This window comes from Pseudomonas mercuritolerans (genome assembly GCF_025706525.1).
Taxonomy (GTDB): Bacteria; Pseudomonadota; Gammaproteobacteria; order Pseudomonadales; family Pseudomonadaceae; genus Aquipseudomonas; species Aquipseudomonas mercuritolerans.
Genome location: NZ_JAMSHA010000002.1, coordinates 147,553 through 172,848 on the forward strand (window position 1 = coordinate 147,553; position 25,296 = coordinate 172,848).

Consider the following 25,296-nt stretch of genomic DNA (forward strand, 5'->3'; position numbering starts at 1 on the left):
AAGGAGCCGCCATGAACACCGCCGTCGCTGTTGCCGATTTTCGTACTTATCCGTTGATCAGCGCGCTCGGTGGCGTGCAGGGTCTGGCGGATCGCGTTGTCATCGAATGGGCTGACGGACGTGTCAGCCCGTTTCACCACGTATGGCTGCGCGACAATTGCCCGTGTGATCGCTGTGTCTACAACGTTACTCGCGAGCAGGTTTTCGAGAGCGTCGATGCCACCGAGGATTTGCAACCGCTGGCCACGCGCATCGACAGCGATGGTTGCCTGCGTATCGACTGGCAGGACGGTCACCTCAGCCGCTTTGACCCGGGCTGGTTGCGCGCACATGCCTATGACGATGAATCCCGCGCCGAACGCCTGGCCGGCAAACCGCAGCCCCATTTGTGGCACAGCGATCTGCAGTTGCCGGTGTTCGACTACACCGCGCTGATGAACGACAACGCCGCGCTGCTGCAATGGTTGCTCGCCGTGCGCGACATCGGCCTGACCCAAGTGCGCGGCGTGCCCGCCGAGCCGGGCTCGCTAAAGCTCATCGCGCAGCGGATTTCCTTCATCCGCGAAAGCAACTTCGGCGTGCTGTTCAATGTGCAATCCAAAGCCGACGCCGACAGCAACGCCTACACCGCCTTCAACCTGCCATTGCACACGGATCTGCCGACTCGCGAGCTGCAACCGGGGCTGCAATTTCTGCATTGTCTGGTGAATGATGCCGAGGGTGGCGAGAGTATTTTCGTCGATGGTTTTGCGATCGCCGAGGCCTTGCGTCAGGAGGAGCCGCAGCTGTTTGAGGCCCTGTGTGAAATCCCCGTGGAATTTCGCAACAAGGACCGGCACAGCGACTATCGCTGCCTGGCGCCGATCATCGCTGTGGATGCGCTGGGCCGGGTGGCGGAGATTCGCATGGCCAACTTTCTGCGCGGGGCGTTCGATACGTCGGTGGCGCAGATGCCGCTGCTGTATCGAGCCTATCGGCGCTTTATTGCGATGACCCGCGAGCCGCGGTTTCGGCTGATGCAGCGGCTCAAGCCGGGCGAGTTGTGGTGCTTTGACAACCGCCGCACGCTGCATGCGCGCAATGCCTTTGATCCAGCGACCGGGGCGCGGCATTTTCAGGGCTGCTATGTCGACCGGGATGAGTTGTTGTCGCGGATTCTGGTGTTGCAACGTTGAACCGCGTCATCGTTCTTCGCGAGCAGGCTCGCTCCCACAGGGGTACGCATTGCAAAGTGGGAGCGAGCCTGCTCGCGAAAGCGTCAGCGGGAACAACAAATCTCTGGCTGATTCACAAGCAAAAAAAACTCCGATCAAGCCGTGACAGGATCGGAGCTGAGGAGGGTACTGTTGAGGAGCTGCCAGGCGAGGGTGACCAAACCTTCGTGAAGCGAGCTGGGGCCAGTGTGCCTAGTCGTCCATTCAGTCGGTTAGCCGAAAACGACCTGTTCATAGTCGTCCCGGCCACCGCGACAAAACGCCCTTGCCGCGTCCGGTCGGGGCCACCAGAATCGAGCCAAGACCTCCGTTGCCACAGAAGGATTTGCGTAATGATGTACGCCGATTTGATTGACCAGGAAGATCTGTTGGGCCAGCTCAAGGCCTTGGGTATTCAGGTGCCGAGCGGTACCACCGCCGAGCAGGCCTGCGAGTGTGCGGTGCGTGGCCTGGATAATGTTCGCGCATTCGAACTGCGCAAGATGGTCAAGGACATGTACACCAGCGGCGCCAGCATTCAGCCGGCGGTGCGTCAGGCGATCGACAAGCAATTGTTGCCGGCCCTCTCGGATTACCAGCAGTCCCACAGCGCCTGAGAAAAGATCAAAAGATCGCAGCCTTCGGCAGCGCCTACAGGGGAACGTATTCCAAATGTAGGAGCTGCCGAAGGCTGCGATCTTTTGCTTTACAGCCTTACGCTGGCAAACGTCGACTCATTGCGCGCCTGACTCAGCGCTGACATCGGCCCCGACAGCGGCGACATCACGATGGCCTGCGGCAGTGGCAGCATCGCCACCTGCTGGGTGGTGTTGGAGCCGACGCGCTCGTCACGCGGCGGGATGCCGAAGTACTCGCGATAGCACTTGGAGAAGTGCGGCGTGGAGACGAAACCACACACCGACGCCACTTCGATGATCGACATCGGCGTCTGCTTGAGCAGTTGCCGGGCGCGGATAAGGCGCAGCTTCAGGTAATAGCGCGACGGCGAGCAGTGCAGGTATTTCTGAAACAACCGCTCCAGCTGTCGCCGCGACACCGCGACATACACCGCCAGTTCATCCAGATCGATCGGCTCTTCCAGGTTGGCTTCCATCAGCGCGACGATTTCCTGCAACTTCGGCTGGTTGGTGCCGAGCATGTGCTTGAGCGGCACACGTTGGTGATCCTGTTCGTTGCGGATGCGCTCGTAGACGAACATCTCCGAGATCGCTGCCGACAGTTCGCGACCGTGATCGCGGCTGATCAGGTGCAGCATCATGTCCAGCGGCGCGGTGCCGCCGGAGCTGGTGAAGCGGTTACGATCGAGGGTGAACAGGCGTGTGCTCATGGCCACCCGCGGGAAAGCTTCCTGCATCGCCGCCAGACATTCCCAGTGCACGCTGCAATCGAAGCCGTCGAGCAGACCGGCGCAGGCCAGCGCCCAACTGCCGGTGCACACCGCGCCCAGGCGCTTGGACTGGCGCGCCTGGCTTTGCAGCCACGAGACGTGTTCACGGGTTACGGTACGTTGAATGCCGATGCCGCCGCAGACAATCACCGTGTCCAGAGGCGGGGCTTTGTGCATGGAGGCATCGGGTGTGATCTGCAGACCGTCACTGGCCCAGACCTGGCCGCCATCGACGGTGAGGGTGCTCCAGCGATACAGCTCGCGACCGGACAACTGGTTGGCCATGCGCAGCGGCTCAACGGCGGACGCCAGGGAAATCAGCGTGAAATTGTCCAGCAGCAGAAAGCCGATGGATTGAGGCGCACGGTTCTGGGGTTGGGCCCCGGAGTTGAACGACGTCATCGCGGTATCTCCTCACACAAAGCGGGTGGCGGCCTCAGGCGGAGGCTCTTGTTATTGCCCGCGTCTCACAGAGAAAGCAGGCTTTGTTATGACAGAGCAATTGCCGTGCCTGAAATTGGACGGCCATTCAATAACTCCTGAAAACGACCTCGCGACGCGTCTATACGAGACCTCGGAACATGCCATTTCGAAGCGCCATCAGACGCTGCGAGAGCCCTGCCGCACAGCCTGTGAGCAGATCGGTAGCACTTGTGGGAACTGGCCTGCAGAGGATTTGCACAGAGTGTCACCGCAAGCACGGACGACGGACGGTCGAGTAACGACTGTCAAGTCACGACTGACAGTGACGCTTGTCTGATTGCGACGCGCCAAAAGGTGGCGTGGCTGGATCGGGGTGTTCTTTTGTTGAGCAGTTTTGACTGGTCTGGCGCCTTCGCGAGCAGGCTCGCTCCCACACTGGAATCTGGGGTTCACAAATATTGTGTTCACTGGAGATCTATTGTGGGAGCGAGCCTGCTCGCGAAGAATCCACCTCGGTGTGGCTGGCTCAGCACTCAACCGCACTGACCGCCAAGCCACCGCGCGAAGTCTCTTTATATTTGTCATGCATATCGGCGCCGGTATCGCGCATGGTGCGGATCACCCGGTCCAGCGAGATAAAGTGCTGCCCGTCGCCGCGCAGGGCCATTTGCGCCGCGTTGATGGCTTTCACTGCCGCGATTGCATTGCGCTCGATGCACGGCACTTGCACCAGCCCACCGACCGGGTCGCAGGTCAGACCAAGGTTGTGCTCCAGGCCGATTTCCGCCGCGTTGCACAGTTGCTCAGGCGTGGCGCCAAGAATCTCCGCCAGCCCCGCCGCTGCCATGGCGCAGGCCGAACCGACCTCGCCCTGGCAGCCCACCTCGGCCCCAGAGATCGACGCATTCTTCTTGCACAGAATGCCGACCGCCGCTGCGCTGAGGAAATAGTCGACGACGTTGGCGTCGGTGACCGCCTCGCTGAACTTCATGAAATAGTGCAGCACCGCCGGGATGATCCCCGCCGCGCCGTTGGTCGGTGCAGTGACCATGCGCCCGCCGGCAGCATTCTCTTCATTGACGGCCAGGGCGAACAGATTCACCCACTCCATCGCGCTCAGGGTCGAGCCGATGACATTGGGCTTATTCAGCTCTTGCAGGCTGCGGTGCAACTTCGCCGCACGCCGCCGCACGTTCAGGCCGCCGGGCAGAATGCCTTCGTGCTTGAGGCCTTGCTCGACGCAATCCTGCATCGCCCGCCACAGTTTCATCAGCCCGGCACGGATCTCTTCTTCGCTGCGCCAGACCTTTTCGTTGGCCATCATCAGTTCAGCGACGCGCAGGTTGTGCGTTTTGCACAACTCCAGCAGCTCGACCGCACTGGAGAAATCGTAGGGTAATTCGGTGCGATCCAGGTCGACCACGCCGCTGGCCGCTTGCGCCTCATCAACGACGAAGCCACCGCCGATTGAATAGTAGGTGTCGCGGTGCAGCTCGCCGAATTCGCCTTCGGCAATCAGGGTCATGGCGTTGGGATGGAATGGCAGGTTTTCGTCGATCAAGCGCATGTCCCGTGCCCAGACAAATGGCACCGACAGACGACCATCCAATAACAGCGTATGCGTCTCGCGCAGCGCCTGAATACGCGGGCCGATCTGCGCCGGGTCGATTGCGTCCGGCCACTCGCCCATCAGGCCCATGATCACCGCGTTGTCGCTGCCGTGACCGATGCCGGTGGCGGAAAGCGATCCGAACAACTGCACCTCGATGCGCCGCACCTGTTCCAGCTGGTGCTTGCCGCGCAGCGACTCGACGAACAATGCGGCGGCGCGCATCGGCCCGACGGTGTGGGAACTGGAAGGGCCGATGCCGATTTTGAACAGGTCGAAAACGCTGATAGCCATTGCTGCGAAGCTCCTGAGAATACCGGTCCGGACGGCAAAAGCGCCCGCTGGCGGAGCTGCTACGCTCAAGCTGCGATCCGCCGAATGCCGGCATCATCGGGCTTTTGTCGGCGCGCTCGGCGTCTGACACCGACGCAGTCATGTCCAGCAGCGTCGTTACGTTTTCGCCCCGCAAATACGCCGTTTTTATGCCGTTGAGCAGGTCATCCGGGGCGGAAAAAAGCTGTAAGCGACGTCACCGACACTGGAAGCGACCATCCCTGTACTGGATACGACCCTCCCTGTAGGCGTCAGATTTTCACTGGTACATGATCGGGATGACTCGATTGCAAGGCGCTGCGGTAGAGCTGTCGTCAGAACGCCACCAACCGCAACCCATAAGTGCGGTGGTCCACAGTCGGAACACTGCCAAAAAAAACACCAAGGAGTCCATCCATGAAAGGTTCCCCGTCGTTGTTGTTGGCCGCCCTGCTGAGTCTGCCGTTACTGGCGCAAGCCGCAGAACCGGCACAGTGCAGCCTCGTTAACTTCTCTGATGTCGGCTGGACCGACATCACCGCTACCACCGCCACCACTTCCGTTGTTCTCAACGCCCTCGGTTACAAGACCAAAACCACCATGATCTCCGTGCCCGTGACCTACAAGTCGCTGGCCGACGGCAAGAACATGGACGTGTTTCTCGGTAACTGGATGCCGACCATGGAGAACGACATCAAGCCGTATCGCGATGCCGGCACCGTCGACACCGTGCGCACCAACCTCAAGGGTGCCAAATACACCCTCGCCGTGCCGCAAGCCCTCTACGACAAAGGCCTGCATGACTTCGCCGACATCGCCAAATTCAAGAAAGAGCTCGACGGCAAGATCTACGGCATCGAGCCGGGCAACGACGGCAACCGGCTGATCCAGAGCATGATCGACAAGGATGCCTTCGGCCTGAAAACCGCTGGCTTCAAGATCGTCGAATCTTCCGAGGCCGGCATGCTCTCGCAAGTTGACCGGGCGCAGAAGCGCGACACCGCCGTGGTCTTCCTCGGCTGGGCACCGCACCCGATGAACAAGCGCTTCAAGATTCAATACCTGACCGGCGGCGACGATTTCTTCGGCCCCGATTTCGGCGCAGCCACCGTGGCGACCAACACCCGCAAGGGTTACGCCGAAGAATGCAGCAACGTCGGTCAGCTGTTGAAAAACCTGGAGTTCACCGTCGACATGGAAAGTGAACTGATGGGCAACATTCTCGACGACAAGATGAAGCCTGACGCGGCCGCCAAGGCCTGGCTGAAAAAGAATCCACAGGTGCTCGATACCTGGCTCGCTGGCGTGACCACCATTGACGGTAAACCAGGCCTGGAGGCCGTGAAAGCCAAGCTCGCGCCTTGATTTGAGGGGCACCGCTTATGCCGGGCAGGCGTGCCTGCCCGGGCTGTTAATTTCCTTGCATGCGGACGTTCACTACCATGCTGATTGATCAGAAAATACCTTTAGGCCAGTACATCGCGGGCTTCGTCGAATGGTTGACGCAACACGGCGCCAACACCTTCGACGCAATCGCCGTGACACTGGAAACGATGATCCACGGCGTGACGTTTGCGCTGACCTGGTTCAACCCGTTGGTGCTGATTGGCCTGATTGCCATCATTGCCCATCTGATTCAACGCAAGTGGGGCCTGACCGCGTTCGTGGTCGCCTCGTTCCTGCTGATCCTCAACCTGGGTTACTGGCAGGAAACCATGGAAACCCTCGCCCAGGTGCTGTTCGCCACCCTGGTCTGCGTGTTGATCGGCGTGCCGCTGGGCATCGTCGCCGCGCACAAACCGATGTTCTACACCATGATGCGGCCGGTGCTCGATCTGATGCAGACCGTACCGACCTTCGTTTACCTCATTCCTACCCTGACCCTCTTCGGGCTGGGTGTGGTTCCGGGCCTGATCTCCACAGTGGTGTTCGCCATCGCGGCGCCGATCCGCCTGACCTACCTGGGCATCCGTGATGTCCCGCAAGAACTGATGGACGCCGGCAAGGCCTTCGGCTGCTCGCGTCGCCAATTACTCTCAAGGATCGAACTGCCGCACGCCATGCCGAGCATCGCGGCCGGCATCACCCAGTGCATCATGCTGTCGCTGTCGATGGTGGTGATCGCGGCACTGGTCGGCGCCGACGGACTCGGCAAACCGGTGGTCAACGCACTGAACACTGCTGATATTGCGCTGGGCTTCGAAGCAGGCCTGGCAATCGTACTGCTGGCGATCATGCTCGACCGTATCTGCAAACAACCCGACGCTAAAGTAGGGGGTGACGCATGAGCATAATTCGCTTCGAAGACGTCGACGTAATCTTCTCCAAGGACCCGCGCGAGGCCCTCAAGCTGCTCGATCAGGGCATGACCCGCAACGAGATCCTGAAGAAGACCGGTCAGATCGTCGGCGTGGAAAAAGCCACGCTGGACATCAACAAAGGCGAGATCTGCGTGCTGATGGGCCTGTCCGGTTCGGGCAAGTCGAGCCTGCTGCGCTGCATCAACGGCCTCAACACCGTGAGCCGCGGCAAGCTGTTCGTCGAGCATGAAAACCGTCAGATCGACATCGCGTCCTGCACGCCCGCCGAGCTGAAGATGATGCGCACCAAGCGCATTGCCATGGTGTTCCAGAAGTTCGCCCTGATGCCATGGCTGACGGTGCGCGAGAACATCAGTTTCGGCCTGGAGATGCAGGGCCGACCGGAGAAGGAACGCAAGAAACTGGTCGACGAGAAACTCGAACTGGTCGGCCTGACCCAATGGCGCAACAAGAAGCCCGACGAACTCTCCGGCGGCATGCAGCAACGCGTCGGCCTCGCCCGCGCGCTGGCCATGGACGCCGATATTCTGCTGATGGACGAACCGTTCTCGGCTCTCGACCCGCTGATCCGCCAGGGTCTGCAGGATGAACTGCTGGAACTGCAACGCAAGCTGAGCAAGACCATCGTGTTTGTGAGCCACGACCTCGATGAAGCGCTCAAACTCGGTAGCCGCATCGCGATCATGAAGGACGGCCGGATCATCCAGTACAGCGTGCCGGAAGAAATCGTCCTCAACCCGGCGGACGACTATGTGCGCACCTTCGTCGCCCACACCAATCCGCTCAACGTGCTCTGCGGCCGCAGCCTGATGCGCACGCTGGACAAGTGCAAACGCATCAACGGTTCGGTGTGCCTCGATCCGGGCGGCGACTCGTGGCTGGACCTGGCCGAAGGCAACACCATCAAAGGCGCACGGCAGAACGGTTCAGTGCTGAACCTGCAGAACTGGGCACCGGGGCAAGCAGTGGAGGGCCTGGAGCGCAAACCGACGCTGGTGGACTCGAACATCGGCATGCGTGACGCGCTGCAGATCCGTTATCAGACCGGCAACAAGCTGGTGCTGCACGATAACAATCATGTGGTGGGGATTCTGGGTGACAGCGAGTTGTATCACGCGTTGCTGGGCAAGAATCTGGGGTAATGCGCCAGGTGGGATAAAAAAAGGGATCGCGGTGAGCGATCCCTTTTTATTGGGTCAGGGAAAAGCCCCTCACCCTAGCCCTCTCCCAGAGGGAGAGGGGACTGACCCAGTTGAACTTTCGAGCTACATCGACCTGAGAAATCGAGTCGAACTCAGGCTAGGAGAAGCTTCCGGTCGGGTTCCAAACCCATAATCGACTCGGTCTTCCAGGTCGGCGTATAGCGCAAGACACCTCGGTCAGCTCCCTCTCCCTCCGGGAGAGGGCTGGGGTGAGGGCAGGCTTTTGACTTTAGCTATAAACCCGCCCCAACAACTGCCGATGGCTTTCAAACTGGTCCAACACATCCCGGGTGATCTGCTCAGGAGTGAAGCCCATCAAGTCATAATCCTGGCTGCCATTGTGCAAATACACCTCAGCACGGTAGTAACGCTGACGCGCTTCATCCGACTGCGCCGATTCGGTCGGGGTCGCCAGATAACCATCCAGGCTCACTTCGTAAACGAAAGGGTTGCCCTCTTCCATCTCGACCCGCACACCCATGCAGCGCTTGGCCTTGCCCAGCAGCGTCTGCACTTCAATGCCCTGATTGCGCAATTGCGCCGCTGCATCTTCCAGCGCCGGGGTGACGTGTTTGTCCATGAAGCGCTGCACCACCGATTGGCTCGGCTGCAGATCCAGTTGCGTCAGGCGCTCGCTGAAACCACGGCGCCCGCGCTCGGCCAGTTGCGCTTGCTCCTGTTCGATCTGCACGTCCTGGCGCATCGCCTTGTGCAGGCCGAACATGAAGCAGATCAGCACCACCGAGAACGGCAGGCCGGCCAACACCACCATGGTCTGCATGGCTTCGAAGTTGCCGGCGAACAGCAGGCCGATGGTCACCAGCGTGATCACCACCGACCAGAAGATCCGCAGCCAGTGCGGCGCGTCTTCGTCGACGTTGCCGCCCTTGCAGGAAAGATTCGCCATCATCACCGCGCCGGAGTCGGCCGGGGTCAGGAACAGCACGAAGCCGACAAAGATCGACACCCCGATGACGACTTTCGACGCCGGGTAATGCTCAAGCAACTGATAGATAGCCATCGACGGCTGTTCCAGCGCCGTCTTGCCCAACTCCACCGCGCCCTGATTCATCACCAGATCCAGCGCCGAGTTGCCGAAGATCGACAGCCACGCCAAAGTGAAGCCCAGCGGAATCAGCAGCACGCCAGCAACCAGTTCACGTACGCTGCGGCCACGGGAAATCCGCGCGATGAACATGCCCACGAATGGCGCCCAGGAAATCCACCAGGCCCAGTAGAACAGCGTCCACAGGCCCAGCCAGCGATCGGACTTGGCGCTGTCGCCTTCATAGACGTACAGGTCGAAGGTCTTCAGCACTACGCCGTTGAGGTAGTCGCCGATGTTCTGCACGAAGCCGTTGAGCAGATGCAGGGTCGGGCCGAACAGCAGGACGAAAATCAGCAGGCCGCTGAACAGCACGATGTTCAGGTTGGACAGACGACGGATGCCGTTTTCCACACCGGACACTGCGGCGATGGTCGCCACGGTGCTCATGACGATGATGACAATCAGCAGGTTGGTGTTGCTGTGCTCCATGCCGAACAGGTTTTCCAGCCCGGACGACACTTGCAGCGAGCCAATCCCCAGGTTGGTCACCAGACCCAGCAGGGTCACGAACATGCCGAAGCCATCCACTGCGTGGCCGGCCGCGCCTTTGACCCAACGCTCGCCGACCAGCGGATACAGCGCCGAACGCAGGGCCAGCGGCTGGTTATGCCGATAGGCGAAATACGCCACGGCCAGACCGACCAGTGCGTAGATCGCCCAGCCGTGCAGGCCCCAGTGCAGAAAAGTCAGTTGCACCGCCTGGCGCGCGGCCATATTCGTGGCCGAGGTGCCTTCCGGCGGATTGAAGTAGTGATCCAGTGGCTCGGACGCGCCGAAGTACAACAGCGAAATGCCGATGCCCGACGAGAACAGCATCCCCGCCCAGGCGCCGTAACTGAAATCCGGGGTGTCGTCCTTGCTGCCCAGTTTGAGTTTGCCGTACGAGGAAAACGCCAGACCGACCACGAACACCAGGTAGGCGGCGATCACCACCATGTAGTACCAGCCGAAGCTGCGCGACAACCAGGCCTGGGCCATGCCCAACATTCTGCCGGCCTCTTGCGGGGCGATGATCAGAATGGCGGTCAACAACAGAATCAGCGCGGTCGAGGTGTAGAACACCCAACCGTTGACCGTCACCTTCTCGGGCGGGGTCTTTATTAGCGAGGCAGAACTCATGGCACAAATGCTCCAGGCAGTGCGAGAGAAGAACACAAGGCATCACGGAACCCGACCAATCGGTTAGTTGGCAGCCGACCGGCGGGTGATATAAAGACACTCCGAAAAAAGCCCGAACCTGCCGAAATGGCGTTGCGTATTCGCTTTCGTGGCCAGAGGCGACGGACGTTCATCCGAAACCTGGCCCCCGAGCGTCTTGCCCTTTCAACACGTCCATCGAATCGCGAACCGCGCCATGCCCCACGCAGGTTTCGAGCCGTTTCAGGTGTCGGTTTTTATCGTCATCACACGTAGGAATTTTCTGTAGGCAGCGACGAATTGTCGCAGATCTTATTCTTTGTTGATTGAACGTTCAATCAAAACAAAATAGACTGGCCATCAATCCGATCGGCGTCATTCGCCCCTCGGAAGGCCTAAGGAGATGTGCAAGATGCCCAAGGTCGGTATGCAACCCATCCGCCGCCAACAATTGATCGAAGCCACTTTGCAAGCGGTCGATCAGGTCGGAATGGGGGACGCCAGCATTGCGCTGATCGCCCGTTTGGCCGGTGTCTCGAATGGCATCATCAGTCATTACTTTCAGGACAAGAACGGCCTGATCGCCGCCACGATGCGGTACCTGATGACCGCCCTCAGCGAGAGCGTCACCGCGCGCCGTCAGGCGCTGGCAGATGACAGCCCACGGGCGCATCTGCAGGTGATCATCGAAGGCAACTTCGACGCCAGCCAGGTCAATGGCCCGGCAATGAAAACCTGGCTGGCCTTCTGGGCCACCAGCATGCACCAGCCGTCTTTGCACAGGTTGCAGCGGATCAACGATCACCGTCTGTATTCCAACCTGTGCTGCCAGTTCCGCCGTGTGCTGCCGCTCGAAGATGCGCGCAGCGCCGCCCGGGGTCTGGCAGCGTTGATCGACGGTTTGTGGTTGCGCGGCGCGCTGTCGGGAGACGCTTTCGACACGGCGCAGGCGCAACAGATCGCTTACGAATACATGGATTTCCAATTGGCCAAGCAGGTGAGCTAGAGCACACAGAAAACGCTCAGCCCCTGAACTCCACCGCAGCGTGATCGCGGTGGGCAACGCCAACCACCAATGCACTTGCGAGGACACTATGGCCCGTTTCGAACTGCAAAAACTCTACATCGATGGCGCGTATACTGACGCCGGCAGCGACGCCACCTTCGAAGCCATCAACCCGGCGAACGGTGAAGTCCTCGCACTGGTGCAACGTGCGACCAAGGAAGATGTCGAGCGCGCCGTGGTCAGCGCCGAAAAAGGCCAGAAAGTCTGGGCCGCGATGACCGCCATGGAGCGTTCGCGCATCCTGCGCCGCGCCGTCGACATCCTGCGCGAGCGCAACGATGAGCTGGCCGCACTGGAAACCCTGGACACCGGCAAATCCTTCTCCGAAACCAAGTACGTCGACATCGTCACCGGCGCTGACGTGCTGGAATACTACGCAGGCCTGGTGCCCGCCATCGAAGGCGAGCAGATCCCGCTGCGTGACACCTCGTTCGTTTACACCCGTCGCGAGCCGCTGGGCGTGGTCGCCGGTATCGGCGCGTGGAACTACCCGATCCAGATCGCCCTGTGGAAATCCGCTCCTGCCCTGGCCGCCGGTAACGCGATGATCTTCAAGCCAAGCGAAGTCACCTCGCTGACCACCCTGAAACTGGCCGAGATCTACACCGAAGCCGGCGTGCCGAACGGCGTGTTCAACGTCCTGACCGGCAGCGGCCGCGAAGTCGGCACCTGGCTGACCGAGCACCCGCGCATCGAGAAAATCTCCTTCACTGGCGGCACCGACACCGGCAAGAAAGTCATGGCCAGCGCTTCGGCTTCGTCGCTCAAAGACGTGACCATGGAACTGGGCGGCAAGTCGCCGCTGATCATCTGTGACGACGCCGACCTCGATCGCGCCGCCGACACCGCGATGATGGCCAACTTCTACAGCTCCGGTCAGGTCTGCACCAACGGCACTCGCGTGTTCGTACCGGCGCACCTGAAAGCCGCTTTTGAAGCCAAGATCGTTGAGCGCGTTGCCCGCATCCGCGTTGGCAACCCGGAAGACGAAAACACCAACTTCGGCCCGCTGGTCAGCTTCGCCCACATGGAAAGCGTGTTGGCCTACATCGCCAAGGGTAAAGAACAAGGCGCACGCGTGCTGTGCGGCGGCGGTCGTCTGACCGACGGCGAATTCGCCAAAGGCGCGTTCGTTGCGCCAACCGTGTTCACCGACTGCACCGACGACATGACCATCGTCCGCGAAGAAATCTTCGGCCCGGTGATGGCGATCCTCTCCTACGAAACCGAAGAAGAAGTGATCCGCCGCGCCAACGACACCGACTTCGGCCTGGCCGCCGGTATCGTCACCAAAGACCTGAACCGCGCCCACCGCGTGATTCATCAACTGGAAGCCGGTATCTGCTGGATCAACGCCTGGGGCGAGTCCGACGCAAAAATGCCGGTCGGCGGCTACAAGCAGTCGGGTGTTGGCCGTGAGAACGGGATCAGCTCGCTGAACAACTTCACCCGCATCAAATCGGTACAGGTCGAGCTGGGCGATTACGTCTCGGTGTTCTGATCAGCTAGCTGATCAGCTGCAAGCGGCAAGTTTCAAGCTGCAAGTAAAAGCAGTTTGGGGTTGCCGCCCTCCCCGATTTCGAAGCCACAGCTCGCTGCTTTTTCTTGCAGCTTGAAGCTAGTGGCTTGTAGCCCCCGCAGGAGAATTTATGACTCAAGAATACGACTACATCATCATAGGCGCCGGCTCTGCAGGTAACACACTTGCGACCCGTCTGACTGAAGACGAAGGCGTCACCGTTCTGCTGCTCGAAGCCGGGGGTCCGGACTACCGCCTCGACTTCCGTACGCAGATGCCAGCCGCGCTGGCCTTCCCGCTGCAGGGTCGTCGCTACAACTGGGCCTATGAAACCGATCCAGAGCCGCACATGGACGGCCGCCGGATGGAATGCGGTCGCGGCAAGGGCCTCGGCGGCTCTTCGCTGATCAACGGCATGTGCTACATCCGTGGCAATGCGATGGACTACGACGGCTGGGCGAAACTGCCGGGCCTGGAAGACTGGTCGTATCTCGATTGCCTGCCGTATTTCCGCAAAGCCGAAACCCGTGACATCGGCCCGAACGATTACCACGGTGGCGACGGCCCGGTCAGCGTGACCACGCCGAAAGCCGGCAACAACCCGCTGTTCCACGCCATGGTTGAAGCCGGCGTGCAGGCCGGTTACCCGCGTACCGAAGACCTCAACGGTTACCAGCAGGAAGGCTTCGGCCCGATGGACCGCACCGTGACGCCGAACGGCCGCCGTGCTTCCACCGCCCGTGGCTACCTCGACATCGCCAAGAAGCGTTCGACCCTGACCATCGTTACCCACGCCCTGACCGACAAGATCCTGTTCGAGGGCAAGCGCGCGGTCGGCGTGCGTTACCTGATCGGTGACGCTGAAGAACGTGTTGAAGCCAAGGCGCGCAAGGAAGTTCTGCTGTGCTCCGGCGCCATCGCTTCGCCGCAGATTCTGCAGCGCTCCGGTGTCGGCCCGGCGAAACTGCTGGAAAGCCTCGACATCCCGGTGGTCCACGATCTGCCGGGCGTCGGTGAAAACCTGCAGGATCACCTTGAGCTGTACCTGCAATACGCCTGCATCCAACCGGTTTCGCTGTATCCATCGCTGCTCTGGTACAACCAGCCGGCGATCGGTGCCGAGTGGCTGTTCAACGGCACCGGCATCGGCGCCAGCAACCAGTTCGAGGCCGGCGGTTTCATTCGTTCGCGTCCGGAATTCGAATGGCCGAACATCCAGTACCACTTCCTGCCGGTGGCGATTAACTACAACGGCAGCAACGGTGTGAAAGAACACGGTTTCCAGGCGCACATGGGCTCCATGCGCTCGCCGAGCCGTGGTCGCATCCAGGTCAAATCCAAGGACCCGCGCCAGCACCCGAGCATCCTCTTCAACTACATGGCCACCGAGCAGGACTGGCAGGAATTCCGCGACGGCATCCGTCTGACCCGCGAAATCATGCAGCAGCCGGCCCTCGACGCGTTCCGTGGTCGCGAAATCAGCCCGGGCATCGACGTGCAAACCGATGAGCAGCTCGACAAGTTCATCCGCGAGCACGCCGAAACCGCGTTCCACCCGTCCTGCTCGTGCAAGATGGGCACCGACGAGATGGCCGTGGTCGATGGCGAAGGTCGTGTGCACGGCATGCAGAGCCTGCGCGTGGTCGATGCCTCGATCATGCCGATCATCACCACCGGCAACCTCAACGCGCCGACGATCATGATGGCCGAGAAAATCGCCGACAGGATCCGTGGCCGCAAGCCGCTGCCACGCAGCAACGCTGCTTATTACGTGGCGAACGGCGCGCCGGTCAAAGGCAAGCCGATGCGGGATATCACACCGGTTACGCAGTAAGTCGTAAGACCGAGGCGCGACCTTCGCGAGCAGGCTCGCTCCCACATTGGAATGCATTTCAACTGTGGGAGCGAGCCTGCTCGCGAAGGGGCCCTCAAATTCAGCACAAATTCCCCCGCTGCACAGTAAATCCCCCTACACCCCCTCTTCACTTGATCCTACCCCCACGCAGGCCTACTCTAGACCTCGCGCAACCGTTTCACCCCTCCCGCTGTCGCCATGCCGCTACTCCATTACAAGGAGGTTCCCGAATGTTCGATTTCCACCCCCAGCTCAAGCAGCGCTTTGCTGCCTTGCGCACGGGCGCTGAATTTTTTTCCCTGCGGTATGTGCGCGAGTCCGGGCAGTTTCTGTCGGTGCGCAAGAATGTCGCCGAACCGCCGAGCCTGAGCCGCGATGAAGGGGCGATGCTCACCGTGCGCGTCAATGGCGTCGAAGCCTACGCGGCGACCAACGACTTGTCGCAACAAGGCCTGCAAGCCGCGCTTGAACGCGCCGAACTGCAAGCCCGCCGGCTCAAGCCGCACGCCTTGCTCGACCTGCGCGAGCAGACGCTTTCCAGTGACCGCGCTGATTATTTTTCACCCAACCTCGAACAGCCCTTCCCGTCCCTGAGCGAATGCTTCGATCTGCTCGGTGCGGAGTCCGCCTCGGTGCCCAAGGATGAGCGCCTGGTCAATTGGCAGGTGAGCATCGGCATCACCCATGTCGAGCAGATCTACTTGAGCAGCGCCGGCGCCGAATTGCGCCAGGCCCAGCGCTTCGTTTATCCGAGCCTCGACGTCACCGCCTACGACGGCAACGACAGCCAGACCCGCAGCCTCGGCCGCGAGAACTTCGGCCAGCAGGGTGGCGCCGATGTCATCAGCCGTTGCGGCCTGGTCGGTGCCGGTCCGCAAGTCGCCGATCAGGCCCTGCAACTGCTGCTCGCGCCGAACACCCCGCAAGGCCCGCGCGACCTGCTGCTGATGCCAGATCAGATGATGCTGCAGATCCACGAATCCATCGGTCACCCGCTGGAGCTTGACCGGATCCTTGGCGATGAGCGCAATTACGCCGGCACCAGTTTCGTCAAGACCAGCGATTTCGGCAGCCTGCAATACGGCTCCAACCTGCTCAACGTGACCTTCGATCCGGGCATTCCCGAAGAACTCGCCAGCTACGGCCATGACGACGACGGCACTGCGGCGAGCAAACAATTCCTGATTCGCGACGGCCTGCTGTTGCGGCCGCTGGGCGGAGCATTGTCGCAATATCGCGCCGGCCTCGACGGTGTTGCCAACAGCCGCGCCTGCGGCTGGAACCGGCCACCGATCGACCGCATGGCCAACCTCAACATCGAGCCGGGCGATCAGACGCTGGAGCAGATGATCGGTGGTATCGAGCACGGCATTCTGATGAGCACCAACCGCTCGTGGTCGATCGACGATGCGCGCAACAAATTCCAGTTCGGCTGCGAATGGGGCCAGTTGATCGAGCATGGTGAACTTAAAGGCGTGGTGAAAAATCCCAACTACCGGGCCATTTCCGCGCACTTCTGGAAGAGCCTGCGCGCCGTCGGCGATGCCAACACCGTCAAGGTGCTGGGCACGCCGAACTGCGGCAAGGGCGAACCGAACCAGGTGATTCGCGTCGGCCACGCTTCGCCGGCCTGCGTATTCAGCAACATTGATGTGTTTGGGGGAGACGCCTGATGAGCATTTCGAAGCGTCAGTCCGACGCCTTCAAGGTCATGGTCAACTGGCTGCGCGACAGCGTGCGCGAGCCGGAACAGTTCACGCTCAGCTACGCCGCCGAAGCCTCGGCGTTCGTGCGCTTCAATCACGCCAAGGTGCGCCAGGCCGGGCAAGTGCAACAGGCCAACGTCGGCCTGAAGCTGATCGACGACGGTCGCCACGCCGACCTGCAGATCACCTTGTCCGGGGATCAGGAAGCCGATCTGCAACGCCTCGCCGAGGGCCTGCAGCAATTGCGCGAAACCCTGCCGCTGCTGCCGCAGGATCCGTACCTGCTGCTCAATCACAACAGCTGGCAGAGCACGCACGTACAAGCGCATCCGCTGCCGGACACCGAAGATGTCGTCGGGCAAATCTGCGCCGCCGCTGAAGGTCTGGATCTGGTCGGCTTCTATGCTGCCGGCCCGATCAGTCGCGGGTTCGCCAGCTCCGCCGGCGCGTTCGGCTGGCATGAAGCCAACAGTTTCAATTTCGACTTCAGCCTGTTCCACGAAAACGGCGAAGCGGTGAAGGCCAGCTACGCCGGGCACGACTGGAGCGACGAAGGGTTTGCCCGGCGTTTCGCCCAGGCCCGCGAACAGCTGGAGTTTCTCGGCCGACCGTTACGCACTTTGGCACCGGGACAGTACCGCGCCTATCTGGCACCAGCGGCGCTGGAAGAAATCATGGGCATGCTCAGTTGGGGCGGGTTCTCGGCCCAGTCGATCGCCAGCAAGAGCAGTCCGTTGCAGAAACTCTACGTCGGCGATCAGGCCTTCAGTCCGCTGGTGTCGCTGGATGAGAAAGTCAGCGAATCCCTGAGCCCGGCGTTTTCCGCCGAGGGTTATCCGCGCAGCGATCTGCGTCTGGTCATCGAAGGCCGGGCCGGCGATCAGCTGGTCGGCTCGCGCAGCGCCGCCGAATATGGTCTGGCGGCGAACGGTGCGGGCGGCGGCGAAATGCCCAGTGCATTGAACATGGCCGCCGGTGATCTGTCGCAAGCAGAGATCCTCAAGCAGTTGGGCACCGGGCTGTACATCAGCAACCTGTGGTACCTGAACTACTCGGATCAACCGGCGGCGCGCATGACCGGCATGACCCGCTTCGCGACCTTCTGGGTCGAGAACGGCGAGATCCAGGCGCCGGTCAGCACCATGCGTTTCGACGACAGCGCCTACAACCTGCTCGGCTCGCAGCTGGAAGCGTTGACCACCGAGCGTGAATTGCTGCTCTCGGCGAGTACCTACAGTCAGCGCAATACCTCGTCATCGCTGTTGCCGGGGGCGCTGGTCAGCCGGTTGACCCTAACGCTGTAAAACAAAGATCCCCGGCACACAGGGGATCACCTGTTGGAATAGAAACTGTGGCGAGGGGATTTATCCCCGATGGACTGCGCAGCAGTCCCGCTTTTTTGGGGCCGCTGCGCGACCCAGCGGGGATAAATCCCCTCGCCACAGGGTTTCATGTTTGAACAAAAATCTGGATTAACCACCCACAAGAGGTTCCATGCCCAACCGCCCGCCTCTCGACGCCATCACCGCCCGCTGGTTGCCGTGGGTCGTCGCCATCGCGTTCTTCATGCAGTCCCTCGACGGGACCATCCTCAACACCGCGCTGCCGGCCATGGCCAGCGATCTGGCCGAAGACCCGTTGCGCATGCAGGGCGTGATCATTGCCTACATGCTCACCGTGGCCCTGCTGATCCCGGCCTCCGGCTGGATCGCCGACCGCTTCGGCACCAAGAAAATCTTCTTCGGCGCGATTCTGCTGTTCAGTTTCGGCTCGTTGCTGTGCGCTTTGTCCAGCAGTCTGAGCATGCTCATCGGTGCGCGGGTGATTCAGGGCCTCGGTGGTGCGCTGATGCTGCCGGTCGGGCGACTGGTGGTGCTGCGTGCCTACCCGCGCTCGGAACTGGTGCGGATCATGGGTTTCATCACCATTCCCGGCCTGCTCGGCCCGCTGATCGGCCCGACCATGGGCGGCTGGATGGTGGAATACGTGACGTGGCACTGGATCTTCCTGATCAATCTGCCGGTCGGGGTGATCGGCTGTTATGCGGTGTGGAAATTCATTCCCGACCTGCGCGGCACGGAGCGCACGCGCTTCGATAGCCTCGGTTTTCTGCTGTTCGGCGCGGCGATGATCCTCATCACCATCGCCATGGAAGGCCTTGGCGAACTGCACCTGCCGCACCTGCGGGTGATGTTGCTGCTGTTCGCCGGCATGGCCTGTCTGGCGGCGTACTGGCTGCGCGCCGGGCACATCGAAAACCCGTTGTTCGCGCCGTCATTGTTCAAGACCCGCACCTTCGCGGTCGGCATTCTCGGCAACCTGTTCGCGCGACTGGGCAGCGGCGCTTTGCCGTTTCTGGTGCCGTTGTTGCTGCAAGTGGCGTTGGGCTATTCGCCGTCGCAAGCCGGGATGAGCATGTTGCCGCTGGCCGCTGCGGCGATGGTCGCCAAGTGGGTCGCGCGGCCGCTGATCGAACGCCTCGGCTATCGCATCGTCCTCACCGGCAACACGCTGGCGCTGGGGATCATGCTGGCGAGCATGGGCCTGGTCAGCGAACAGACGCCGTACTGGCTGCTGCTGTGCCTGCTAGCCGTGCTGGGTGCAATCAACTCGCTGCAATTCACCGCGATGAATACGGTGACGCTGATCGACCTCGACGATGCCAGCGCCAGCAGCGGCAACAGTCTGCTGTCGGTGGTCGCGCAGTTGTCGCTGAGCCTCGGCGTGGCCTGCGCCGGTGCGCTGCTTGGTGGCTTCACTGCGAAGGTCGGCAACGATGGCGTGGAAACCGTACTCGGTGCGTTTCAGCTGACCTTCGTCACGGTCGGCATCATGGCCATGCTCGCCGCAACGATTTTCTCGCAGCTGTCCAAGGAAGACGGGCGCCGGGCGAAACGGCCGCAGGAGCACATCGAACACTGATTGTGCTGAAGGACTTCTGTGGCTGCTGAAAAACTTCCGTGGCGAGGGGATTTATCCCCGCTGGGTTGCGCAGCAGCCCCAAAAAGGTTGGATGCGGTCAGCCTGATGAATTGAGGTGGCAGGTATTGGGGGGTGCTGCGCACCCCAGCGGGGATAAATCCCCTCGCCACAGATACATCCGCCCGCCACGGGTCATCTTCGGACAGGAACCGCTCGCGGACATCGATTGAGTCGCTGTTCGTCCAGAACTGTCGAGGAAACTGGCAAGGGGCTGCTACACTGCGCGACATTTTGTTTTGCAGGCCAGTCCCGTGACCACCATCGCCACCGCTTTTAATACTCTGCCGCTGTCCGCCGCCATGCTGGCTAACCTCGAATCACTCGGTTATGCCCAGATGACGCCGATCCAGGCGCAGAGCTTGCCGGTGATCCTCAAGGGAATGGACCTTATCGCCCAGGCCAAGACCGGCAGCGGCAAGACCGCCGCATTCGGCATCGGCCTGCTCAACCCGATCAACCCGCGCTACTTCGGTTGCCAGGCGCTGGTGATCTGCCCGACCCGCGAGCTGGCCGACCAGGTGGCCAAGGAAGTCCGCCGTCTGGCCCGCGCCGAAGACAACATCAAGGTCCTGACCCTGTGCGGCGGCGTGTCGTTCGGCCCGCAGATCGCTTCGCTGGAACACGGCGCACACATCATCGTCGGCACCCCGGGGCGCATTCAGCAGCACTTGCGCAAGGGTTCGCTGGTGCTCGATGGCCTGAACACGCTGATCCTCGACGAAGCCGACCGCATGCTCGACATGGGCTTCTACGACGCGATCGAAGACATCATCATCAAGACCCCCGAGCGCCGGCAGACTCTGCTGTTCTCCGCGACCTACCCGGTGGGCATCAAGCAACTGGCCTCGAAATTCATGCGCGATCCGCAGACCGTCAAGGCTGAAGCCTTCCACGACGACACGCAGATCGAGCAGCGCTTCTACGAGATTTCCCCGGAAGAGCGCATGAGCGCGGTGACCAAAGTCCTGCACCACTTCCGTCCGGCGTCCTGCGTGGCGTTCTGCTTCACTAAGCAGCAAGTGCAGGAAACCGTCGATCACCTGACCGCCAAAGGCATTTCCGCCGTCGGCCTGCACGGCGATCTGGAACAGCGTGACCGCGATCAGGTGTTGGCGATGTTCGCCAACCGCAGCACCTCGGTGCTGGTTGCCACCGACGTCGCCGCCCGTGGTCTGGACATCGATGCGCTGGACATGGTGATCAATGTCGAGCTGGCGCGCGATTCGGAAATCCACATCCACCGCGTCGGCCGTACCGGTCGCGCGGGCGAGAAAGGCATCGCCATCAGCCTGGTCGCGCCGTCCGAAGCTCATCGTGCGCAAGCCATCGAACAACTGCAGAAAGCGCCGCTGAACTGGGATCAGATCGACAACCTCAAGTCCCAGGGCCTGGCGCCGCTGCAACCGCCGATGACTACCCTGTGCATCGGCGCTGGCCGCAAAGACAAAGTGCGCCCGGGCGACATTCTTGGCGCACTGACCGGCGAAGCGGGCATTCCCGGTGCGCAGGTCGGCAAGATCGCGATCTTCGATTTCCAGGCTTACGTCGCTGTCGAGCGCACCGTGGCCATGCAGGCCTTGCAGCGCCTGAACGACGGCAAGATCAAGGGCCGCTCGTTGCGCGTGCGTATTCTGTAAGCGATCTTCCATCCAGAGGAGATCCCCTGTGGGAGCGAGCCTGCTCGCGAATGCAATCTGTCAGTCGACATCATTGTTGAATGACACAACGCTTTCGCGAGCAGGCTCGCTCCCACAGTTTGTTTTGTAGCGACCCACCAAGAGGACACCGTTTTGCGCTCTACCGAAGTCGTGATCATTGGCGCTGGCGCGGCCGGCTTGATGTGTGCCCTGACCGCCGCCGGGCGCGGGCGTCAGGTGTTGCTGCTCGACCACGCGAACAAGGCCGGCAAGAAAATCCTCATGTCCGGCGGCGGTCGCTGCAATTTCACCAACATGTATACCGAACCGAGCAATTTCCTCTCGCAGAATCCGCATTTCTGCAAATCGGCGCTGGCGCGTTACACCCAGTGGGATTTCATCGGCCTGGTCGGCAAACATGGCGTGCCGTACCACGAGAAGAAACTCGGCCAGCTGTTCTGCGATAACAAATCCAGCGACATCCTCGGCATGCTCCTTGATGAATGCGATCAGGCCGGCGTCGAGCTGCACCTGGACACCTCGATCCAGACCATCGAAAAAACCGACAGCGGTTATCTGCTCGACACCACCCTCGGCCAAGTCCAGTGCCAGTCGCTGGTGATCGCTACCGGAGGCCTGTCGATCCCGACTCTCGGTGCTACCGGTTTCGGTTATCAGGTCGCCAAACAGTTCGGCCATGAGCTGCTGCCAACCCGCGCCGGCCTGGTGCCATTCACCATCACCGACCAGCTCAAGGAGTTGTGCACAGAGCTGTCCGGCACCTCGGTGGATTGTCTGGTCAGCTGCAATGACCAGAGCTTTCGCGAGAATATTCTGTTCACTCACCGTGGCCTCAGCGGCCCGGCGATTCTGCAGATTTCCTCGTTCTGGGAGTCTGGCGATACGGTAGAGATCAACCTGCTGCCGGATCACGACGCGGCGAGCTGGTTGCAACAGCAAGTCGCCGAGCGTCCGAACAGCGAGCTGAAGACTTTGCTTGGCGAGATCTTCACCAAGAAAATGGCCAATCTGCTGGCGGACAACTGGTTCGTTTCCAAACCAATGAAGCAGTACACCCACGCCGAACTCGGGGAGATTGCCGAGAAGCTCGGCAGCTGGAAAGTCGTGCCGGCGGGGACTGAGGGCTATCGCACGGCTGAGGTGACTCTGGGTGGCGTCGATACCCGCGAGGTGTCGTCCAAGACCATGGAATCGCTGAAAAGCCCCGGCCTGTACTTCATTGGTGAAGTGCTCGACGTCACCGGGCACCTGGGCGGCTTCAATTTCCAATGGGCCTGGGCCTCTGGTTACGCCGCGGCGCAGTACGCTTAACTCAAGGCTAAATACAAAACCCTGTGGGAGCGAGCCTGCTCGCGAATGCGGTGTACCAGTCGACATCAATGTTGAATGACACTCCGCTTTCGCGAGCAGGCTCGCTCCCACAATGGTTTGTGGTGTAAGTAAAAGGAACACTTTTTGCTGTCAGATGTGCTCGGCGCCATTGCGTCGGCGTCATTACTGGCTCAATTTAGCGGCATCGCCTCGGAAGGCCTTCGCACTTCATGTCCTCGACCTCGTTTCGTCAGTCTTTGCGGCGCCTGTGGGCGCTGGATAAATTCAGCTACAGCGTGCGGGTATTCATCGCCCTGACCGGCAGCATGGCGCTGTGCTGGTATCAGGATGAAATGGGCCTGCTGATCCCGTTGTTCCTCGGCATCATCGCCAGCGCCCTGGCCGAGACCGACGACAGTTGGCAGGGTCGCCTCAACGCCTTGGCGGTGACGCTGGTGTGTTTCAGCATCGCCGCGCTGTCGGTGGAATTGCTCTTCCCCTACCCGATCATTTTCGCCGTGGCCCTGGCGCTGGCCAGTTTCGGTCTGACCATGCTCGGCGCGCTGGGCGAGCGTTACGGTGCGATCGCCTCGGCGACGCTGATTCTCTCGGTCTACACGATGATCGGCGTTGATCAGCGCGGCGGCGCGGTTACCGATTTCTGGCACGAACCGATGCTGCTGGTCGCCGGCGCGGCGTGGTACGGCCTGCTCTCGGTCCTATGGCAGGCGCTGTTTTCCAATCAACCGGTGCAGCAAAGTCTGGCGCGGCTGTTCCGTGAACTGGGCCTGTATCTGAAGCTGAAATCCTCGCTGTTCGAGCCGATCCGGCAGATGGACGTCGAAGCCCGCCGCCTCGAACTGGCGCAGCAGAATGGCCGGGTGGTCGCCGCACTGAACACGGCCAAGGAAATCATCCTGCACCGTGTCGGCAACGGTCGACCGGGCTCGAAAGTCAGCCGTTATCTGAAGCTGTATTTCCTCGCGCAGGACATCCACGAACGCGCCAGCTCTTCGCACTACCCTTACAACGCGCTGGCCGAGGCGTTCTTCCACAGCGACGTGCTGTTCCGCTGCCAGCGCCTGCTGCGCCAGCAAGGCAAGGCCTGCCGGGCCTTGGCCGAGTCAATCCAGATGCGCCAGCCGTTCATCTACGACGCAAGTTTCGCCGAAGCCCTGAACGACCTGCACGCCTCCCTCGAACACTTGCGCATCCAGAGCAACCCGGCATGGCGCGGCCTGCTGCGCTCGCTACGCGCACTGGCGGCCAACCTCGGCACCCTCGACCGCCTGCTCAGCGATGCCAGCAACCCCGATGCCCTGGCGGACGCCACCGACAGCAGCCTGCTCGACCGCTCACCGCGCAATCTCAAGGACGTGTGGATTCGCCTGCGCACGCAACTGACGCCGACTTCGCTGCTGTTCCGTCATGCCCTGCGCCTGCCGCTGGCACTGAGCATCGGCTACGGCATGGTGCACCTGATCCACCCGTCGCAAGGCTACTGGATCATTCTCACCACGCTGTTCGTCTGCCAGCCGAACTACGGCGCCACCCGGCGTAAGCTCGGCCAGCGGATCATCGGCACGGCCATTGGCCTGACGGTGGCCTGGGCGCTGTTCGATCTGTTCCCCAACCCGGTAGTGCAATCGTGCTTCGCCATCGCTGCCGGCGTGGTGTTCTTTACCAACCGCACCACCCGCTACACCCTGGCGACGGCGGCGATCACGATCATGGTGCTGTTCTGCTTCAATCAGGTCGGCGATGGCTACGGGCTGTTTCTGCCACGGCTGTTCGATACGCTGTTGGGCAGCCTGATTGCCGGGCTGGCGGTGTTCCTGTTCCTGCCGGACTGGCAGGGTCGGCGCCTGAACAAAGTGCTGGCCAACACCCTGACCTGCAACAGCATCTACCTGCGCCAGATCATGCAGCAATACGCCGCCGGCAAGAGCGATGACCTGGCCTATCGCCTGGCCCGACGCAACGCCCATAACGCCGATGCCGCACTGTCGACGACACTGGCGAACATGCTCATGGAGCCGGGACACTTCCGTAAGGAGGCGGATGTCGGCTTCCGCTTCCTGGTGCTGTCGCACACGTTGCTCAGCTATTTGTCAGGGCTCGGCGCGCACCGCGAAACACAGTTGCCAGCGGAGGTGCGGGAGCATCTGATCGAAGGCGCCGGGGTGAAACTGGCGACCAGCATCGACGAAATCGCCCAAGGCCTTGCGAGCAAGCAACCGATTGCAATTCAGAGTGATGAAGAAGAAGCGCTGGCCAATGAGCTGGAGCAGATGCCGGATGAAATCGATGAAGGGCAGCGGTTGGTGCAGACGCAGCTGGCCCTGATTTGCCGGCAGTTGGGACCGCTTCGGACATTGGCGGCGCATTTGATCAAAGAGGTCTAGCTGCAAGCTGCAAGCTGCAAGCTGCAAGCTACAAGCTACAAGCCAAACGCTACCCGGCTTCTAACTTGCAGCTTGCCGCTT

Annotated in this window: 17 protein-coding genes; 14 read left to right on the forward strand and 3 right to left on the reverse strand. The window is 61.2% G+C overall.

Translation table 11 applies throughout. The features are described 5' to 3' along the window. Positions 1-11 precede the first annotated feature (11 nt). Together ND528_RS05425 and ND528_RS05430 are read left to right on the forward strand one after the other, a co-directional pair. Positions 12-1,175, forward strand: coding sequence for a gamma-butyrobetaine dioxygenase (locus ND528_RS05425; protein ID WP_263469864.1), 1,164 nt, complete (start codon positions 12-14; stop codon positions 1,173-1,175). Positions 1,176-1,546: 371 nt separating this feature from the next. Continuing rightward, positions 1,547-1,810 (forward strand): hypothetical protein, encoded by a 264-nt coding sequence (locus ND528_RS05430; RefSeq protein WP_016772808.1) that lies wholly within the window; start codon positions 1,547-1,549, stop codon positions 1,808-1,810. A gap of 89 nt (positions 1,811-1,899) precedes the next feature. On the opposite strand, the gene gbdR is transcribed toward ND528_RS05430, so the two are convergent. Further along, the gene (gene gbdR / locus ND528_RS05435) at positions 1,900-3,003 is read right to left on the reverse strand and encodes a choline metabolism transcriptional regulator GbdR (protein WP_007949927.1); all 1,104 of its coding nucleotides are present in this window, start codon (positions 3,001-3,003) and stop codon (positions 1,900-1,902) included. A gap of 547 nt (positions 3,004-3,550) precedes the next feature. Next, positions 3,551-4,927: an L-serine ammonia-lyase gene (locus tag ND528_RS05440; RefSeq protein WP_263469865.1), complete on the reverse strand. Its 1,377-nt coding sequence runs from the start codon at positions 4,925-4,927 to the stop codon at positions 3,551-3,553. Between the two features lie 435 nt (positions 4,928-5,362). On the opposite strand from ND528_RS05440, the gene ND528_RS05445 reads away from it, so the two are divergent. The 3 genes from ND528_RS05445 (at position 5,363) to choV (ending at position 8,408) form a co-directional block, all read left to right on the forward strand. After that, the gene (locus ND528_RS05445; RefSeq protein ID WP_016772806.1) at positions 5,363-6,310 is read left to right on the forward strand and encodes a choline ABC transporter substrate-binding protein; all 948 of its coding nucleotides are present in this window, start codon (positions 5,363-5,365) and stop codon (positions 6,308-6,310) included. A 77-nt stretch (positions 6,311-6,387) separates the two neighbouring features. Continuing rightward, positions 6,388-7,233: a choline ABC transporter permease subunit gene (choW, locus tag ND528_RS05450; protein WP_016772805.1), complete on the forward strand. Its 846-nt coding sequence runs from the start codon at positions 6,388-6,390 to the stop codon at positions 7,231-7,233. After that, positions 7,230-8,408 carry a choline ABC transporter ATP-binding protein gene (gene choV / locus ND528_RS05455; RefSeq protein WP_016772804.1) on the forward strand — a complete coding sequence of 393 codons (1,179 nt, stop codon included), beginning with the start codon at positions 7,230-7,232 and terminating at the stop codon, positions 8,406-8,408. The genes choW and choV overlap by 4 nt, the downstream gene beginning before the upstream one ends. Before the next feature lie 289 nt (positions 8,409-8,697). Here the strand turns inward: choV and ND528_RS05460 are convergent, their stop codons facing one another. After that, on the reverse strand, positions 8,698-10,638 hold the full coding sequence (locus ND528_RS05460) for a BCCT family transporter (protein ID WP_223630511.1): 1,941 nt from the start codon (positions 10,636-10,638) through the stop codon (positions 8,698-8,700). 487 nt (positions 10,639-11,125) lie between these two features. On the opposite strand from ND528_RS05460, the gene betI reads away from it, so the two are divergent. The 9 genes from betI (at position 11,126) to yccS (ending at position 25,215) form a co-directional block, all read left to right on the forward strand. Continuing rightward, entirely contained in the window at positions 11,126-11,719 is a 594-nt protein-coding gene (gene betI, locus ND528_RS05465) for a transcriptional regulator BetI (protein ID WP_042561476.1), read from the forward strand. Between the two features lie 88 nt (positions 11,720-11,807). Then, complete coding sequence (betB, locus tag ND528_RS05470) at positions 11,808-13,280, forward strand: betaine-aldehyde dehydrogenase (RefSeq protein WP_263469866.1); 1,473 nt, start codon at positions 11,808-11,810, stop codon at positions 13,278-13,280. A 148-nt stretch (positions 13,281-13,428) separates the two neighbouring features. Then, on the forward strand, positions 13,429-15,132 hold the full coding sequence (gene betA / locus ND528_RS05475) for a choline dehydrogenase (protein ID WP_263469867.1): 1,704 nt from the start codon (positions 13,429-13,431) through the stop codon (positions 15,130-15,132). 251 nt (positions 15,133-15,383) lie between these two features. After that, complete coding sequence (locus ND528_RS05480) at positions 15,384-16,826, forward strand: TldD/PmbA family protein (RefSeq protein ID WP_130911670.1); 1,443 nt, start codon at positions 15,384-15,386, stop codon at positions 16,824-16,826. Further along, positions 16,826-18,163, forward strand: coding sequence for a TldD/PmbA family protein (locus ND528_RS05485; protein WP_263469868.1), 1,338 nt, complete (start codon positions 16,826-16,828; stop codon positions 18,161-18,163). Before ND528_RS05480 ends, ND528_RS05485 begins: the two co-directional genes overlap by 1 nt. Before the next feature lie 190 nt (positions 18,164-18,353). Next, on the forward strand, positions 18,354-19,781 hold the full coding sequence (gene mdtD, locus ND528_RS05490) for a multidrug transporter subunit MdtD (RefSeq protein ID WP_263469869.1): 1,428 nt from the start codon (positions 18,354-18,356) through the stop codon (positions 19,779-19,781). 311 nt (positions 19,782-20,092) lie between these two features. After that, entirely contained in the window at positions 20,093-21,478 is a 1,386-nt protein-coding gene (gene dbpA, locus ND528_RS05495) for an ATP-dependent RNA helicase DbpA (protein WP_024014613.1), read from the forward strand. A gap of 153 nt (positions 21,479-21,631) precedes the next feature. Further along, positions 21,632-22,810: a BaiN/RdsA family NAD(P)/FAD-dependent oxidoreductase gene (locus ND528_RS05500; RefSeq protein WP_263469870.1), complete on the forward strand. Its 1,179-nt coding sequence runs from the start codon at positions 21,632-21,634 to the stop codon at positions 22,808-22,810. Positions 22,811-23,040: 230 nt separating this feature from the next. Beyond that, the gene (gene yccS / locus ND528_RS05510; RefSeq protein WP_073476432.1) at positions 23,041-25,215 is read left to right on the forward strand and encodes a YccS family putative transporter; all 2,175 of its coding nucleotides are present in this window, start codon (positions 23,041-23,043) and stop codon (positions 25,213-25,215) included. The last annotated feature ends 81 nt before the right edge of the window (positions 25,216-25,296 follow it).